Origin of the sequence: Acinetobacter sp. Q85-2, assembly GCF_013420555.1 — a bacterium.
GTDB lineage: Bacteria > Pseudomonadota > Gammaproteobacteria > Pseudomonadales > Moraxellaceae > Acinetobacter > Acinetobacter indicus.
In genome coordinates this window covers 68,941-87,715 of record NZ_VOXW01000009.1, presented here as the reverse complement: position 1 = coordinate 87,715, position 18,775 = coordinate 68,941, and the positions used below count along the sequence as shown (strand labels likewise).

Sequence of the window (18,775 nt, the reverse complement as noted above, 5' to 3'; positions counted from 1 at the left end):
GCGGCTCCTTGGGGCGTGGGATTATTCAAACGACACGGTTGGTGCAGTTTGTGCGTTTTGATCGGCACTAAAGTTTGGCTTGGTGTCCATACCAATCACTTTTGCGGTCATTACCTGCGGGAACTGGCGTGAGTAGGCATTAAAGTCCTGCACCGTAGTGATATAACGGTTACGCGCTACCGCAATACGGTTTTCGGTGCCTTCAAGCTGCACCTGCAAATCCCGGAACTGCTGATTGGCTTTTAAATCCGGATAATTTTCTGATACCGCGATTAAACGCGATAACGCCCCGGTCATTTGCGCTTGCGCTTCCTGATAGCGCTGGAACAGGGCTGGGTCTTCCAGCACCGCCTGATCGACTTTTAAGCCGGCCACATTGGCACGTGCCTGGGTCACTTCAGTCAGCACCTGCTCTTCATGTGCGGCATAGCCTTTCACCACATTGACCAGGTTCGGCACCAGATCGGCACGGCGCTGATACTGGTTTTGTACTTCCGACCAGGCCGCTGTCACGGCTTCATCTTTGACCTGTAAGGTGTTATAGCCACAGCCACTCAGAGTCAAGCTGCTGCTGAGTGCCAGCATCAGCAGTGTTTTTTTCATCAAGTTCATGCCTTATCCTCTAATTATTTATTTGTATTTGTTCAATAATTTGATTCTAACGGTATTTTAGCCCAGTTTTGTTAATTTTATTTATCACTTGGAAAACATACGCGCATGAAAAAACCAGACGCGTAAAGAAGCCCGGTTTTAATCATTGGTTTACCATCTGTTTGAATTAACTGAATAATTGTGGCTGTTGTTCCTGCTGGGAACTTTCAACCTGATACTGCGTTGCCATGCGCTGTTTCCAGTATCTAAGGCTGCGACTGTAATTGATTTTGGCCGGATGAAAATCTTTCCGGTAATAAGACAGATATTCCGGCAATAGCTGCAGCAGCATTTTCGCCAGCAAATACAGACCAAACAGATTACCGCCGATTTTCGGCATACTGTTTTTCTTGTCCTGTAAAAACAGCTGTGAAGCGCTATAAAAAGTCAGACTGGCAAACCGGCAGTCACACTGCGCATGATCATACGGCGCAGGCGATGATCGGCATACACATGCTGATATACCTCAAACGCCACCGCTCGATGTTCAATTTCTTCAATCGCATGCCAGATCCACAGCTTGGCTGCATCATCATCCAGCGTACTCAGCACTTCTGGATGACGCAGAATATAGCCGCCCAGTAGCGCAGTAAAATGTTCAAAAGCACAGGTAATCGCCAGTTGCACTTTAGGGGGCAGACTTTTGACATGATGATCTTTACGCGCCAGCCAGGCCTGAAAAACGATCCAGCTGATAATCATCACGGCGCCAGGCGTTGTTAAACTCACGATGCGCTTTGGAATGCATCGCCTCTTGCCCGATAAATGCAGCAATTTGTGCCTGTAATTGCGGATCCTGAACCTGATCGCGTACATTACGCACGCTATGCACAAAAAACTGCTCACCAATGGGAAAAGTGGAAGATAAGGCGGTAAGCAGATGCGACATCACCGGCGAATTGGCAAAATAATGCCGGCGGATAGCATAAGGATTAAATTTGGGCCGGCGAACCGTGATCCCAATAGCTTTCGGACGATGAAGATAAGATTTTTCTGCCGTCACTTGCGTCATGGTTACTGACCTTTCTTGTTTTGGAGACGCTCAGTATGTGAACAAAATCACTTTTCCCCTATGGCAAAAAGACCGATTCAATTTGCAAAAAACTTCAAAATGACCTGTTGCATAAAGTGTGTTTACAGCGAATTTGCTAGCAGCCCTTGTCTCTTTTTCATCTTCACCTACCGATTCTAAAACCAAAGTGATTAAAAAAACCCGCTCTAAAAGCGGGCTTCTTGAATGAATTCAGCGTAAATCAGACATCCAGATAGTCCAGAATGCCTTCTGCTGCCTGACGGCCTTCCCAGATTGCAGTCACGACTAAATCAGAGCCACGCACCATATCACCGCCGGCGAAAATTTTCGGGTTTGAAGTCTGGAATTTAAATTCCTGCTGTTCTGCAGCCACCACACGACCTGAACCATCCAGGTTGATGTTCACATCGGCAAACCAGTCGGCTGGGCTGGTACGGAAACCGAAGGCCAACAGCACTGCATCTGCCGGCAGAATTTCTTCTGAACCCGGAATTGGCTCTGGACTACGACGGCCACGACTGTCCGGTTCACCCAGTTGCGTAGTGACTACTTTTACTCCAGTAACTTTGCCATCTTCACCCACAATTTCAATTGGCTGACGGTTAAACTGGAATTCCACGCCTTCTTCACGCGCATTGGTTACTTCACGACGTGAACCCGGCATGTTGGCTTCATCACGGCGATAGGCACAGGTCACCGACTCTGCACCCTGACGGATTGAAGTACGGTTACAGTCCATCGCGGTATCACCACCACCCAGGACAATCACTTTTTTGCCTTCCACAGAGATGTATTCTGATGGATCTTTTTCCCAGCCCTGACAACGATTCACGTTGGCAATCAGGAAATCCAGTGCATCATACACACCATCTAAGTCTTCACCGGCAAAACCACCTTTCATATAGGTATAAGTACCCATGCCCATGAATACGGCATCGTAATCTGCCAGTAACTGGTCAATGGTGACATCTGTACCAATTTCGGTATTTAAACGGAATTCTACGCCCATACCGGTAAAAATTTCACGGCGGCGTTTCATTACGTCTTTTTCCATCTTGAATTCTGGAATACCAAAAGTCAGCAGACCACCAATTTCCGGACGTTTATCAAACACCACCGGTTTTACACCGTTACGCACCAGAATATCAGCACAACCCAGACCTGCCGGGCCCGCACCAATAATCGCGACTTTTTTATCGGTCCATTTGACATGCGACATGTCTGGACGCCAGCCCAGCGCAAATGCAGTGTCATTGATGTATTTTTCTGCATTGCCGATGGTCACGGCACCAAAGCCATCATTTAAGGTACAGGCACCTTCACACAAACGGTCTTGCGGACAAACGCGGCCACAGACTTCTGGCAAGGTATTGGTCTGATGGCACAGTTCTGCTGCCTGGAAAATACGGCCTTCTGAAACCAGTTTTAACCAGTTTGGAATGTAGTTATGTACCGGACATTTCCATTCACAATACGGGTTACCACAGCCTAAACAGCGATGGGTCTGGTTGGTCGCCACTTCTGCGGTAAATGGCTTATAAATTTCCACAAACTCAGATTTGCGGACGTCAATCTCTTTTTTCTCTGGGTCTTGGCGTGCAACATCCAGGAATTGAAAGTCATTACTTAGGCGTTCTGCCATGTCTTTACTCCGTGGCTAGATGCAAGGGATTCACAGTTGCCTTGCATCTGGCTTCATTTCTGCAGTCGTGGAATTATTGAGGATCAGCTTGAGTTGTCTTTAACAAAGTCAGCAAGTTGGCTGCTTTTGGTTTTACCAGCCAGAACTTGCGGCTGTAGTAATCAAACTCATGGCGGATCTTGTACGCCCAGGCACTACCCGTTTCTTGAATATGCTCATCTAAGATACGTGACAAGAACTCTTTGTGTTCTTCCATCGACTCTGTAGAAATACGGTTTAACTCGATCAGCTCATGGTTGTAATGGTCAACGAAGTCGTTGTCCAAATCAAGTACATAAGCAAAACCACCTGTCATCCCGGCACCAAAGTTGTGTCCGACTTTACCCAGTACCGTTACGATACCACCGGTCATATATTCACAGCAGTGATCGCCTGCGCCTTCAATCACAGCAAAGGCACCCGAGTTACGCACCGCGAAACGCTCACCTGCAGTTCCGGCTGCAAACAGTTTACCGCCAGTGGCACCGTACAGACAGGTGTTCCCAATAATCGCAGTATTCTGGGTCTGGAATGGCGAACCTTTTGGCGGGAAGATCGACAGACGACCACCGGCCATCCCTTTACCGACGTAATCGTTGGCATCGCCTTCCAACTTGATGTGTAAACCACCGGCATTCCAGACACCCAGCGATTGACCTGCAGTACCGGTCAGGTTCATTTTCACCGGATGGGCTTCCATACCCAGGTTGCCATAACGGCGGGCAATTTCACCAGAAATACGTGCACCGATTGAACGGTCACAGTTGCCAATACTGTAATTAAATTCACCACCGGTACCGGCTTCAATGGCTGGCAGCATCTCGCTAACCATCTGCTCGGCCAATACGCCTTTATCGAACGGTTCATTGCCTTGTACTTCACAGTACTGCGCCTTACCTTCCGCGGCAGGATGTGATTCCAGCAAGGCACTTAAATCCAGATGGGCATGCTTGTCGGTTTCACCCGGCAGGATTTCCAGCAAGTCTGTACGACCAATCAGGTCTTTCAGACTGGATACACCCAGCGCCGCCAGCCATTCACGGGTTTCTTCAGCAATAAAGGTGAAGAAGTTGATCAGCATTTGCGGCTCACCAATATAGTGTTCCTGACGCAAGTGATCCTGCTGCGTCGCCACACCAGTCGCACAGTTGTTCAGGTGACAGATACGCAGGTATTTACAACCTAAAGCAATCATTGGGGTAGAACCAAAACCGAAGCTTTCAGCACCGAGGATGGCCGCTTTCACCACGTCCAGACCGGTTTTTAAACCACCATCGGTTTGCACGCGAACTTTACCACGCAAGTCGTTCACACGCAGTGCCTGATGCGCTTCACTTAGACCGAGCTCCCACGGAGAACCTGCATGGTGAATAGAAGAAAGTGGCGAAGCCGCTGTACCGCCATCATAACCAGAAATGGTAATGAAATCGGCATACGCTTTCGCAACGCCGGCCGCAATCGTACCGACACCTGGCTCAGAAACAAGTTTCACCGACACCATCGCCTGTGGGTTCACCTGTTTTAAATCGAAGATCAACTGTGATAAATCTTCAATCGAGTAAATGTCGTGATGCGGCGGCGGCGAAATTAAGGTTACGCCCGGTACAGAGTAACGTAAACGTGCAATGAGTCCGTTGACTTTACCACCCGGCAACTGGCCACCTTCACCTGGTTTTGCACCTTGCGCGACTTTAATCTGGAGGACTTCTGCAGAGGTTAAATATGCAGGCGTCACACCAAAACGGCCCGATGCAATTTGTTTGATTTTCGAATTACGGATGGTGCCGTAACGCGCTGGATCTTCACCGCCCTCACCCGAGTTCGAACGACCACCAATCGTGTTCATAGCAATCGCAATCGCTTCGTGCGCTTCAGGCGACAACGCACCTAAAGACATCCCGGCAGAGTCGAAGCGCGGTAAAATCTCTTCAACTGATTCCACCTGTTCCAGTGGAATCGAATTGTCTGTTTTCAGTTTGAATAAATCACGAATGGTCGCGATTGGACGGTTATTCACAATCTCGGCGTATTCTTTAAAATCGGCATAATTACCTGAACGCACCGCCTTGTGTAAGGAATTGATCACATCCGGGTTAAAGGCATGATATTCCTTGCCGAAGACGAATTTCAGCAAACCACCCTGATCAATTGGCTTACGCGCTTTCCACGCGGTATCGGCCAGTTTTTTCTGGTCATTTTCCAGATCGACAAAAGTCGCACCCTGAATACGGCTTGGCACACCGCTAAAGCAGGTATTCACCACTTCAGCAGATAAACCAACTGCTTCAAACAGCTGACCGCCACGATACGAAGCAACGGTTGAAATACCCATTTTTGACAGGACTTTCAGCAGGCCTTTTTCAATCCCTTTACGGAAGTTCGATTGTGCATAGACCGGATCACCGAGCAATTCACCTTTAGCGACCAAATCATTGATCACATCATAAGCCAGATATGGATAGATCGCGGTTGCACCAAAACCAAGCAACACTGCAAATTGATGCGGATCGCGGGCAAAACCGGTTTCCACAATCAGGTTGGCATCGGTACGCAAACCGGTATTGATCAGGTGGTGATGCACCGCACCCGTCACCATTACCGCATTGGCCGGCAGATAGCCTTCACGGATTTTCTTATCGGAAAGTACCAATAAGGTTTTGCCATCACGAATCGCTTGCGCAGACTGCTCGCAAATACGTGTGATTGCCGCTTCCAGACCTTCAGTTTCAGCATAGTTCAGGTCGATATCGGCAATTTCATAGCCTTTACGTCCTAAAGTACGAATCTGGTGCATTTTCGAGTTTGACAGTACCGGGCTGGAAATGATCAGACGATCAGCATGTTCCGGTCCCTGTTCAAACACATTTTGCTCACGGCCCAGACAGGTTTCCAGCGACATCACAATTGATTCACGTAACGGGTCGATTGGCGGGTTGGTGACCTGTGCAAACTGCTGACGGAAATAATCCGATACATGGCGCACCTGACGCGACAACACGGCCATTGGGGTATCATCGCCCATCGAGCCAACGGCTTCCTGACCGCTTTCTGCAATTGGACGCAGTAACTGGTCACGTTCTTCAAAAGTGACCATAAACATTTTTTGTGCCGCTTTCAGGCCATCGCCTTTTAAGCCCTGATCACATAAATATTCTTCTAATTCCGGGCTGCCTTGAACGCGAATTGAATTTTCACGTAACCATTCACGGTAAGGACGCATTTTTTTCAGGTGCTGGTTTACATCACTGGTGTCCAGCACTTTGCCAGTCATGGTATCCACCACCAGAATCTGACCCGGACCGACACGGCCTTTCGACACCACATCTTCCGGTTCATAACCCCAAACCCCAATTTCAGAAGCCAAGGTGATGTAACCATTTTTGGTGATGACCCAGCGTGCCGGACGTAAACCGTTACGGTCCAACATACAGATGGCATGACGACCATCCTGAATCACCAGACCTGCCGGACCATCCCAGGCTTCCATGTGTTTCGAGTTAAATTCATAGAAGGCACGCAGGTCTGCATCCAGGGTTTCCACGTTTTGCCAGGCTGGTGGTACCAGCATACGTAGCGCACGGAACAGATCCATACCGCCACCCACCAGAATTTCCAGCATATTGTCCAGGCTGGATGAATCCGAACCGGTACGGTTCACAATTGGATTCAGCTCGGTTAAGCCCGGCAATAACGGGTTTTCAAATTTAGGGGTACGCGCCAGCGCCCAGTTACGGTTTGCCGTAATGGTGTTGATTTCACCATTGTGCGCCAGATAACGGAACGGCTGCGCCAGCGGCCAGCGTGGCAAGGTATTGGTCGAGAAACGCTGGTGGAACACCACGATATGTGACGCTAAACGCTCATCAGCCAGGTCGGTATAGAAGTCAGCAATCGCAGCTGGCATCATCAGACCTTTATAGCTGATCACAGTTGAACATAAAGTGGTCACATAGAAATACGGATCATTGCTGAGTTGCTGCTCGGCACGGCGACGCGCCAAAAATAATTTACGGTTAAATTCAACTTCAGTCACGCCAATCGGGCAGTTCACGATGACCTGTTCAAAGGCAGGCAAAGACTGCATGGCAATTGAGCCTAAGGCATCGTTATTGGTTGGCACTACACGCCAGGCAATGACTTTACAGCCTTCTGCTTCAATTTCTTTGGTTAACGTCTGTTTGGCATGCGCAGCTAAGGCCGGATCGAGGCTCAGGAAAATGGTGCCCACAGCAAACACTTCACTTAAGGTAATGTCACTTAAGCGTTTGGCTTCTTCACGGAAGAACTGCTTTGGCATGGCAAGTAATAGACCGCAACCATCGCCCGTCTTGCCATCTGCGGCAATACCACCACGGTGGGTCATACAACTCAAACTATGAATGGCGGTCTTGACGAGATCATGGCTTGCATCACCCTGCATATGGGCGATTAAACCGAAACCACAGTTATCTTTAAACTCATCCGGTTGGTATAAACCTTGAGCGGGAGCTACAGTATTAGGCGATGGCATGTGCATAGCGTACCCTTCTTTCAACGCGCCCTTGCTGGGCATTAACAATCTACTTTCTTTTGCGACCTGGTCCGACTGACTTAGCTTAAGATCCATGTTGAGCAAGTTCATTTCTCCTGGCTCTGATCTTGAGTGATCAAGATGACAAACTGAGGAAAACCGTGACTGCCTTTATGCACTTAAATCAAGCATAAACATTTGACGATTTCGCACAATCATTGAATCTTTCTTGCTCCAAAATAGGGACATTAACTCAATTGATGCACCAATAATGCAAAAATGATGCCAACTTTATTGTGCTATTTTTAAATGACTTAATTTGGGCAAGTTTCAGTGAGAGCGGTGCGCTTTCAGGGAAGTTTCGCTTATTTTATACGCACTGTTTTTGTGCATATCTTTATTTTTATACACCAGCCTGCGCTATTTTAGAACGGCAGTTTAATTGAAAGGATCACTAATTTCTTGTTCTGTGGTGGTGTTATTCGATGCTGGTGCAGGTGGAGCAACACCACTTTGTGATTTTTGCACATCCACTACGTTTCCGTCCTGATCACGGCGGGTTACGGTGGTGGTTGTGGTGGAGCGTTGCGGACTGGTTGCGCTCTGTTTTGGTGCAGCCAGCAGACTTTCATCAATTTTCGGTAGCGCAGCCGGCTTTAAAGCCACTTCATAAAGTTTATTGTTCAGGCTTACTTCCTCTGCACCCAGGTCATTTACAAACGCCAGATAGTCCATAAAGCTGGTCACCACCGGTTTGACCGATGCGGGCAATTGCAGCGCTAGCTGTTCTAAAGCGCTTTGCGCCTGACTGGTATTTTTATAATTGCCATACAGCAATACATATTGCTCGGCACGGTTTTCACCACTCAAGCGAATATAAAGAAAATTCTGGCGATCGGCCTGTTTTTTTAGAAAACCCTTGATAATATCTTCTTCGCTCACGCGGAACAGCTCAATGGTCTGGTTCTTACGCTGCTCGGAGATAAACTTGGTGCCACGAAATTCAGGCTCATGCAGCCCCGAAGCGGTTAACCGCTTGGTTTGTTCCAGCGGTTTGACCTCATCAATCAAGGCACCCAAATGCGCGGTTGCCGCGACTTTTGCCGGCTGAATCTGCAATTCAACTTCTGATTCCGGGGCTTTTTCGACTTCAACCAACTCATCACGATCGGTAATGGCCCAGAAGATAATCGCCAGCAGCAGACACAGCGCACCACACACCAACCAGATGGAATTCTGAACACGTTGTTTGACGCTTTGTGATGCTGCTGCCATGGGATCCCTTATTTATGCTGCCTGATGCGCAAGAATAGACTGTTTCATTAATTCCGGATCAAATTCCCGGGTAATGATGGCCTGTCCCAGACGCTGCATTAATACCAGTCGCAACTGGCCATTCAACACTTTTTTGTCATGGGCCATAAAACCGAGAAAATCATCCAACGGAATTTTAGGACATACTATCGGCAATTGGGCACGAGAAATGATTCTTTTTGTACGCTCAACATCGTCTGCGGAAATCCAGCCCATCCGATACGATAAATCGGCGCCCATCACCATGCCGGTCGCAACCGCTTCACCATGCAGCCATTCGCCATAACCCAGATAAGACTCGATGGCATGACCAAAGGTATGACCCAAATTCAGCAATGCGCGCTCGCCCTGCTCTTTTTCATCATTGGCGACAATCCGGGCTTTGTGCGCGCAAGAACGATACACCGCTTCTGCCAGTAAAACCGGATCACGTGCTACCAGCCCCTCCATATGCTGTTCTAACCAGTCCAGAAACTCAATATCACCCAGCAGGGCATATTTAATCACTTCAGCCAGACCGGCAGACAGTTCACGATCGGGCAAGGTTTTGAGCTGCGACATATCAGCCAGCACCACTTGCGGTTGCTGGAAGGCGCCGATCATGTTTTTACCTAGCGGATGGTTAATCCCGGTTTTCCCCCCCACACTGGAATCGACCTGAGACAGCAAGGTGGTCGGCACCTGAATAAAATACACACCACGCTGGAAACAGGCTGAGGCAAATCCGGCCATATCGCCAATCACACCGCCACCGAGGGCCAGCACAGTACAGTCGCGGTTAAAACCAGCTTCTAGCAGCGCATCAAAAATCAGGTTGAGATGCTGAATATTCTTGTATTTTTCACCATCGGGCAAAATACATGTTGCCACCTGTTTACCCAGTGCTTCTATGGCAGTTTGATAGTGCTTTAAATACAAAGGCGCCACGGTACTGTTGCTCACAATCATGACCTGCTTGCCTTGAATATAAGGTTCCAGTAGCGTCTGCGGATTTAAATCACTGCCAATAAAAATCGGGTAACGGCGATCGCCGAGTTCAACATATAAGGTTTGCATGGTTTTAAAACACTGTACTCAATTAAATTGATTTCTTCGCCACGATCACATTCAGGATTTTTTGCGCCAGATCACGGGCTGCACCCTGATTGGTTTCAATAATATGATGCGCCACCTCACGATATAATGGATCGCGTACTGCAAGCAAATCTTTCAGTTTCTGTTCAGGATTTTCAACTTGAAGGAGAGGACGGTTTTTATCGCGGTAGGTACGTTGCAGCTGGATTTCCACCGGGGTATACAGATACACCACAATACCACGCTGTTTGAGAAATTCACGGTTCGGGGCCTGGGTGACTGCACCGCCGCCGGTGGCAAGAACCAGTTGAGTGCGAGAGGTCAGCTCGTCAATGACAGTGGTTTCACGGTTACGGAAACCGCTTTCCCCTTCTTTTTCAAAAATCCAGGGAATGGTGGCCCCGGTACGACGCTCGATTTCATGATCGCTGTCCAGGAACTCGCGTCCGAGCAGCTCTGCCAAATGTCGCCCTACCGTGGTTTTTCCGGCCCCCATCGGCCCCACCAAATAGATATTTGGCAGGGCGTTAAACTCTTTGCTTGGCAAGGAGTCACCTATTTATTTTGTTAAATTGAAAATATATTAATGATTTCTTGAAACACTGTCATTAACAATTCGTGGTGTCACAAAAATCAGCAACTCACGTTTATTGTCCGATTTAATATCTTTACGGAATAAACGGCCTAAATATGGAATATCACCCAGGAATGGCACTTTAGTTTGCTGATTTAGTGTTTCCTGTTCAAAAATACCACCAAGAACAACAGTTTCGCCATTTTCAACCACCACATTCGTATTTAAACGATTTTTATTCAGGTAATACTCACCCATCGGTGTTACCCCTGCGATACTGTCACTCGATATATCCAAATCCATTTGCACTTTACCATCAGGTGTAATACTTGGTGTGACATCCAGCTTTAATACAACATCTTTAAATTCAGTTGTAGCCGTTGCATTAGCCCCCGAACCTTCGGTAGATTGATATGGCACTTCCAAACCAGACTCTACTGTCGCCTTTTGTTTATCCGCTGTTAGGACTTTAGGCGTTGAAATAACCTCGCCATAACCATCTGCTTGAAGTGCTGACAATTCAAGATCAAGCATAAAGTCAGATAAACTAATCAAACCAAATGCAATACGACCCGCTGCATTCTCTACACCCAAATCAACATTTAAGTTATCTGGACGCTGAATATCGTAAGTTGGAATTCCTGTAGTGCCATCAATTTCAGGGGTTCTTAAATCCCAGAGCGTTGTATCACTACCACCTACAAGCAAATGGTTGTTATTGGTTATACCTTGAGATAATATCCCCCATTTCACCCCCATCTCTTTAGCAAACTCTGTTGATGCACGTACAACCCGTGCCTCAACCATGACCTGTTTGACCTGTACATCAAGCAAGTCAATCATGCCACGAATCTGATCAATCTTCTGCGCAGTATCATTAATAATCAAAGTATTGGTCCGTGGATCAACCGACACCGTACCACGTGGGCTGAGCAGACTACCAACACTATCACCCAAAGGATCTATATTATTAGTACTACTATTGTTATTGGAATTATTATTACTATTTTTTGAATTACGTCCTTCAGTAATCAGTTTTTCAATATCAGCAGCCTTGGCATAATTTAACTGGATATATTCGGTTTGCAGCGGCGCCAGCTTGACGCTTTGTGCAATCGCTTTAGCTTCTTCTTCTTCGGCCTTGATCAGCTCTGCGACGGGTGCAATCCAGATCACATTGCCATTACGGCGTTTATCCAGATTTTTGGTTTTTAAAATAATATCCAGCGCCTGATCCCACGGCACATCTTTGAGACGTAAGGTGATATTGCCCTGTACCGTATCAGCGGCGACCATGTTAATTCCAGTAAAATCCGCCAGTAACTGCAGCACACGACGCACTTCAATATCCTGAAAATCTAAAGAAATCTTTTTGCCAGTATAGCTTTGTGCTGCACGTGGTTTGAACGGGTTCTTATCTACCGGGCGTTTCAGGCTAATGGTCAGTTTATTTTCCGCCTGATACGCCATATATTCATAGCTTCCGGCAGACTGAATGGTAATTACGCCATTGCCACCATCATTTTGCGCATCAATGGTAGATACAGGCGTGGCAAAATCATTGACGTTTAAACGGCGTGCCAGATGCGCAGGAATTTTATTGCCCAAAGTACGGACAATAATTTTACTGCCTTGCTGTTGCACATCGACCGGGGTATTGCTGCCTGCCAGGTCAATTACCACCTGACCTTCCCCTTCTGCACCGCGCTGGAAGCCAATATTTGATACGCCTTGAGCCGTCTGCTGTACAGCTACTGGTGTTGCGGCTGGCTGAGTGCTGTTAATTTTAAGAATAAAAGTATTGCCTTCGACACGGGTAGTAAAAGCACCCGCTTCAGCCAGATTGACCGTTAAACGTGCACGCTGGGCATCGGAACTGACATCCACCGAGCTGGCTTCCCGGGTTGCAACCGGAATGCTGGCCTGCTTTAAGGTTTGCTGGGCTTTATCAAAATCCAGCACCAAACGTGATGGCTGCTCAAGCTGATAGGCTGCAGGCTGAGGTGGCAAGCCATTGAACATGACACGAATTTCAGTACCTTGTCCTGGAATTTGCATTGGTACAATATTGGTAATGCTGACCTGCGCATTGGCCACTTGCATGACGGCCATCGCAACAGCGCCCATTGAAAACTGACGGAACAAATTGTTCATTGTAATGCCATCCCCAAAAATAAAATCTTTCACAGTATTATTCATTTTTATTCCTTTAATTTATGGCGCCGGCCCAATCAGTACTAGACTTCTTGGACGTTCAACATACCCTTCGCGACCATCTGGAATAATCTCAATTAAGTCAATTTGTGTCGGCGTAATATTGATGACCCGACCATGATTCAAGCCCATATAGCTGCCGCGCTGAATCCGTTCAATTTCCCCATCTGGAGTTTGAATCAGGGCCAGAATCTCGCCGCGTTGCCCGCGCATGCTACCTTTCATACTTAAAGTTTCCAGTGCATAGCTTTCTAAAGGCTGCAACTGGCGCGACAGGTTTGGATAAACCCGTTTACCCGCCATAATCTTTAGCTCGGCCGCCAGAGAACTTGGCATAAACGGGCTTTTCAGCTGATGTGCTGCATAGTTAAATACAGGTGCCGGCTCAAAAGTCGGTGCCGGTTCAATCGGTAACGGCGGCTGATTACGGATTTCTGCCATTTGTGCATTCACGGCATCAATACGTGAATCACAGCCTGCAGCCAGTAGGCCCAACACCAGAACCAACGAAAGTTTTTCAAATTTCATCATTGTGCTGCTCCTGTGGCTGGAGTCGTGCTATTCCCGGCCTGTGCATCGGTATTCCCGACATAGCGATAGGTCTTGGCTTTCGCGACATAGGTAATTTGTGGAATATCGGTTTTCTTTTCCTTGTTTTCACCGGCAGTAATAGTGAAATCATGCATGGTCACAATTCGCGGTAAAGCGGCTGTACCGCTCACAAAAGAACCAAAAGCATGATAATCACCGGTGGCTTCAATCGAAATTGGCTGCTCGATAAAGAACTCTTGCTTGATTTCATTTTCCAGACGGATATTTTTAAATCTTAGGCCTGAGTTCACGCCCGTAACGTTGACATCTTCAACCAGACCTGGAATTTCGGTTTCTTTTGGCAACTGTTGTAGCTGCTGGTTAAAGTTGGCTTCCATTTCCTGTAACTGCGCCTGATATTGCTGCAAGTTACGCAGTTTGGAATCTTTTTCACGAAACTCATTCAGCAGATTCTGCTCTTGTGCACGCGCATTGGAAATTGCATCCAGCTTCGGCTTGATGGCCAGGAAATAGCCCAGGAAGGCAATTAAAATAATGATAAAGATCCAGATGGTCAGCTTGACGGAAAACGGCCAGCTGCCATAGTTATTCGGATCCAAGGTATTCCATTGCTGCAGGAATTTATCCAGCGTCATTTTTTTCTTTGGCGCAGCAACAGGATCCTGATTCATTTCTTCATATTGATCGAGACTCATTGTACTGCCCCCGCTGTTGCTTGAGTACCAGACGCAGGTGCTGTGCCTGGAAGTGCAATTTCATCCAAATCTGCCGTTACCACGAAGCTGCCATAGCTTTCTTCTACCCGTGGAACAACCGAACTTGGTGCCTTGTTTTTATTTTCTTCAACGGCCAAGAAAGAATTCATGAAGGCGTTACGATACCATGGCGATGCTTCCAGATTACGCAGGAACTCTGCTACCGTGTTTGGACTTTCGGCCTTGCCTTCAAAGGTAAATTTATTGCCAATACGGGCCACTTTGGTCAAATACATGCTACTTGGGGTAACGCGGACCAGCTCATCGACCAAACGTACCGCGACCGGACGCTGACTTTGCAGACCCTGAATCAGCTTCATGCGCTCGACAATGGCATTACGCTGCTCTTGCAGGCCTTCCAGCGACTTTAACTGTACATCCAGATTCTGGTTGGTACTGATCACCAGCTGATTGGCCTGTTCCTGATCTTGAAGTTTATGATTGTAATAGAACCATGCCAGCGTGACGGCCAGCACCCCAATTAATGCAGCCCCAATACAAACCGCAATAAATTCTTTTTTTCGTTTTTCTCTTAGCTCATCACGCCAAGGGAGTAAGTTAATTTTTGCCATTAATCAAAACTCCTCAATGCCAAGCCACATGCCACCATCAATGAAGAGGCATCGCTTTCAATTCTTTTAATATCAATTTTGGAGGAGAAACCCATCTGTAAAAACGGATTGGCAATGGTGACGCGGTAACCCAGTTTTTGCTGTAGTAGCTTGGCCAGGCCTGGAATATTGGCATTCCCACCGGCCAGCAGAATATGGTCAATTTCATTAAACTGCGATGAGGAGAAGAAGAACTGCAGCGAACGTGCCGCCTGCTGCACCACCGCCTCAAGGAATGGCTCCAGCACTTCAACATCGTAATCATCTGGCAAGGTACGGCTTTTCTTGGCGCGGCCGGCTTCTTCAAAGGACAGACCATAGCGGTTCTGGATTTCCTGGGTCAGCTGCTTGCCACCAAAGACCTGCTCGCGGGTATAAATAATTTTATTGTCTTTGAGTACCGACAGCGTGGTCATAGTATGACCAATGTCTAACACACCAATGGTATTTACCCCCATCGGCAAGGTATCGGCGAAGACTTTAAAGGCATTTTCAATGGCAAAGCTTTCAACATCTGCCACTTTTGGGGTTAAACCGGCCAGTTCAATCGCTTCACAGCGACTCTCGACATTTTCCAGTCGTGTCGCCACCAGCAAAACATTGACCCGGTTTGGATTGGCCAGACGATCAGGCAGCACCTCAAAGTCCAGGCTAACTTCATCTAATGGGAAAGGAATATATTGCTCTGCATCCATCCGGATTTGAACTTCACGTTCGTCATCCGTCATATCGGCATCCATCTCAATGGTCTTGCTAATTACCATTGAGGTTGGAATCGCTAAAGCGGCAGCTGTTGTCGGTGTATTGGCCAAATTAAAGGCACGCTCGAGCGCATCCCCTACAGCTTCAGGATTCAGAATATTTTTCTCAACCACACTGCCCTCTGGGAGCGGTACCAAGGCGTAACTTTCCACCCAGTAACGATCATTCTTTACAGAGAGCTCCAATAACTTAACAGAAGTAGAACTAATATCTACACCTATTAACCCCTTACTCGGTTTACGATATAACCTGCGCACAATAAGTTTTTCCTATTATTTTTTTATCCCCAAAAAAAATGCCATTCACTAAGTTGCTTTGTGGTCTATATTTTTGTACGGATACAATAACTCATCTAACAATCCGTATGGGTAAAGGCTATACTGACCAGCAATTAGTTTGCCATTAGCTCTTATTAAAACTTACTTGTTATGAAAAAGCTATCTTGTTCGGGCCGTGTTCATCCATTTTTTTTGCTCATAATTATTGTGTTAGTTTCCATTCCGATGGGTTTTTATGGCATGTATCTCTATATTGCCCCATCTTTGCCGGAAATGACCACTCTAAAAAAAGCGCCTCTTTTGAAGCCTTTACAAGTTTATAGCACGGATAATCAGTTAATTGCAGAGTATGGTGGCAAACTTTCTGTACCTGTCGAGTACAACCAGATTCCCGAAAAGTTTATCTATGCCTTTTTAGCGGCTGAAGATTCGGCCTTTTTCGAACATAGCGGCATCAGCTTTAAAGGCCTAGGCCGTGCGGTGAGTGAAGCGGTGACCGGTTCTAATGTGCAAACCGGTGGCTCGACCATTACCATGCAGGTGGCCAAGAACTATTATTTAAGCCCGGAACGCACTTTAAGACGCAAACTGACTGAAATTTTTCTAGCCCGAAAAATTGAACAGAACCTGTCCAAAGAAGAAATTCTGACCCTGTATGTCAATAAAATCTTTCTCGGTAAAAATGCTTACGGGATCGCGGCAGCAGCCAAAATTTACTATAACAAAAGCTTGGAAGAACTGAGTATTGCGCAAATGGCGATGATTGCTGGTCTGCCAAAAGCGCCATCACGTTACAATCCAGTGGTCAATCCGGAACGTGCCTTAGAACGTCGCAACTGGATTCTGGGCCGGATGCTGCAACTCGGTTATATCAACCAGAATGAATATCAGGCTGGGATTGCCGAGCCAATTAACCTGGATATGCCGGATCGCAGTATCAGTAATATTCACCCCTATGTTGGGGAAATGGTCCGAGCTGAACTGGTCAAAAAATTCGGCAAGCAGGCGGTTGATTCTGGTTATAAGGTTTACACCACCATTGACAGTAAACGTCAGGCTTATGCCGAACAGGCGGTGCAAAATGGTCTAGAAGCATATGACCGCCGTCATGGCTGGCGCGGTGCCGAAGCGCATGACCAGCCACTGAGTGACTTTCGTGCCTTTGCCAACACCTATCCCGCACAAGTCACCAAAGTCCTGAACAATTCTTTTGAAGCCCTGATGCAGGATGGTTCTACCGTCACTGTCCCGTGGTCTGGCATGTCCTGGGCGCGTCCCTATCGCAATGCCAATAGTGTTGGCGCAGCACCAAACCGGGCAGCTCAAATTGTCAAAGTTAACGATATTGTCCGTTTACGCCCCAACCAGAACAAAAGTTCCTGGTCACTGGTGCAAGTTCCCAAAGTTCAGGGGCAGCTGATTGCAATTAACCCAAACAATGGCGCGATTGAAGCCATTGTCGGCGGTTATAACTTTTATCAATCGACCTTTAACCGTGCCTTGCAAGGCTGGCGTCAACCGGGTTCAACCATTAAACCCTTTGTCTATGCGCTGGCACTGGAACGCGGCATGACTCCGCATACCATGCTCAATGACAGCCCAATTACCATTGGCAAATGGTCGCCGCGTAACTCGGATGGCCGCTATCTGGGCATGATTCCTTTACGCCGTGCGCTGTATTTATCTCGAAATACCGTTTCAGTCCGCTTACTTCAAACCGTCGGTCTGGACCGTACCCGCCAACTATTTATGGATTTTGGCTTGCAGGAAGACCAGATTCCGCGTAACTACACCATCGCCTTAGGTACGCCACAGGTGCTGCCGGTGCAAATGGCCACCGGCTATGCCACCTTTGCCAATGGCGGTTATCGGGTACAACCGCATTTTATTCAGCGTATTGAAGATGCGTATGGCAAAACCATCTATCAGGCCAATCCTGAATATGCCTGCATTGCCTGTATCAGTGAAGATGAAAAAAATCCTGAAACAGCTGAAGTAAAAACGCCAGATGATGAAGTGATTGAAGTCACCAATCAGTCGATTCAGACCGCAGATGCAGCGCCAGCCAACAAGATTGAACGCAGCCAGTATCGTCAGGCACAGCGTATTTTAAAATCCAGCTCGGCCTATGATATGGCCAATATTCTACGTGATGTGATTCAGTATGGTACCGGACGCGCTGCCCTGCGTATTGGCCGTAATGATATTGGTGGAAAAACCGGAACCACCAACGATGCCAAAGATGCCTGGTTCGCTGGCTTTAATGGTAAACTGGTGACCATTTCCTGGGTCGGTTTTGACCAGCCAACGACTTTGGGTCGTCGTGAATATGGCGGTGTCGCAGCCCTGCCGATCTGGACCGAGTTTATGGGTAAAGCCCTGCAAGGTACACCGGAAGCCTGGGTCAGTCTGGACCGTAAAGGCAACCAGCTAAGCCGCGATAGTGCCAGCAATGACAGCATGGACCAGGAGTTGCAGCAGCGCTATCGTTCATCACCGCCATTGGCCCGTCCGCTGTATCGTCCTGCGCCGGCACCGGTCGTGCCTGCACCGCAGCATGATTTTGATGATTTGCCGGGTGAGGAAATCCTGATTCCGGATGAGGCGACTCCACCACCAATGCAGCCTCAGCCACAGCAACCGGCACAGCCGCAACAACCAGCGCAAAATCAGCAGCAGAATTCTCGCCCTGATGCGATTGAAAACCTGATTGATGAAGTCTTATAAACGCACAACAAAAAGCCCTCAGTTGAGGGCTTTTTTAGG

General features: G+C 47.6%; 12 protein-coding genes and 1 pseudogene. 1 reads left to right on the top strand and 12 read right to left on the bottom strand.

The features are described from left to right. Window positions 1-21 precede the first annotated feature (21 nt). The 12 genes and pseudogenes from FTT68_RS06980 to FTT68_RS06925 form a co-directional block, all read right to left on the bottom strand. Window positions 22-612, bottom strand: coding sequence for a LemA family protein (locus FTT68_RS06980; protein ID WP_005180484.1), 591 nt, complete (start codon window positions 610-612; stop codon window positions 22-24). 166 nt (window positions 613-778) lie between these two features. Then, window positions 779-1,663, bottom strand: a pseudogene (locus tag FTT68_RS06975) (metal-dependent hydrolase). Between the two features lie 241 nt (window positions 1,664-1,904). Further along, the gene (locus tag FTT68_RS06970; protein WP_180175249.1) at window positions 1,905-3,326 is read right to left on the bottom strand and encodes an FAD-dependent oxidoreductase; all 1,422 of its coding nucleotides are present in this window, start codon (window positions 3,324-3,326) and stop codon (window positions 1,905-1,907) included. Window positions 3,327-3,399: 73 nt separating this feature from the next. Further along, window positions 3,400-7,875 carry a glutamate synthase large subunit gene (gene gltB / locus FTT68_RS06965; protein WP_104483771.1) on the bottom strand — a complete coding sequence of 1,492 codons (4,476 nt, stop codon included), beginning with the start codon at window positions 7,873-7,875 and terminating at the stop codon, window positions 3,400-3,402. Window positions 7,876-8,313: 438 nt separating this feature from the next. Continuing rightward, window positions 8,314-9,150 carry a hypothetical protein gene (locus FTT68_RS06960; RefSeq protein ID WP_180175248.1) on the bottom strand — a complete coding sequence of 279 codons (837 nt, stop codon included), beginning with the start codon at window positions 9,148-9,150 and terminating at the stop codon, window positions 8,314-8,316. 12 nt (window positions 9,151-9,162) lie between these two features. Next, window positions 9,163-10,245: a 3-dehydroquinate synthase gene (gene aroB / locus FTT68_RS06955; RefSeq protein ID WP_180175247.1), complete on the bottom strand. Its 1,083-nt coding sequence runs from the start codon at window positions 10,243-10,245 to the stop codon at window positions 9,163-9,165. A 22-nt stretch (window positions 10,246-10,267) separates the two neighbouring features. Continuing rightward, a complete protein-coding gene (gene aroK / locus FTT68_RS06950; protein ID WP_016658449.1) occupies window positions 10,268-10,810 on the bottom strand; it encodes a shikimate kinase AroK in 543 nt (180 codons plus the stop codon). A gap of 36 nt (window positions 10,811-10,846) precedes the next feature. Next, complete coding sequence (locus tag FTT68_RS06945; RefSeq protein WP_180175264.1) at window positions 10,847-12,991, bottom strand: type IV pilus secretin PilQ; 2,145 nt, start codon at window positions 12,989-12,991, stop codon at window positions 10,847-10,849. A 60-nt stretch (window positions 12,992-13,051) separates the two neighbouring features. Next, window positions 13,052-13,579 (bottom strand): pilus assembly protein PilP, encoded by a 528-nt coding sequence (locus FTT68_RS06940; RefSeq protein ID WP_045795346.1) that lies wholly within the window; start codon window positions 13,577-13,579, stop codon window positions 13,052-13,054. Beyond that, a complete protein-coding gene (locus tag FTT68_RS06935; protein WP_005180513.1) occupies window positions 13,579-14,298 on the bottom strand; it encodes a type 4a pilus biogenesis protein PilO in 720 nt (239 codons plus the stop codon). Before FTT68_RS06935 ends, FTT68_RS06940 begins: the two co-directional genes overlap by 1 nt. Next, window positions 14,295-14,930 (bottom strand): PilN domain-containing protein, encoded by a 636-nt coding sequence (locus FTT68_RS06930; RefSeq protein ID WP_005180516.1) that lies wholly within the window; start codon window positions 14,928-14,930, stop codon window positions 14,295-14,297. The genes FTT68_RS06935 and FTT68_RS06930 overlap by 4 nt, the downstream gene beginning before the upstream one ends. After that, on the bottom strand, window positions 14,930-15,988 hold the full coding sequence (locus tag FTT68_RS06925; protein WP_005180518.1) for a pilus assembly protein PilM: 1,059 nt from the start codon (window positions 15,986-15,988) through the stop codon (window positions 14,930-14,932). Before FTT68_RS06925 ends, FTT68_RS06930 begins: the two co-directional genes overlap by 1 nt. Window positions 15,989-16,159: 171 nt before the next feature. Between FTT68_RS06925 and ponA the strand changes: the two genes are divergently transcribed. Beyond that, a complete protein-coding gene (gene ponA, locus FTT68_RS06920; RefSeq protein WP_180175246.1) occupies window positions 16,160-18,736 on the top strand; it encodes a penicillin-binding protein PBP1a in 2,577 nt (858 codons plus the stop codon). The last annotated feature ends 39 nt before the right edge of the window (window positions 18,737-18,775 follow it).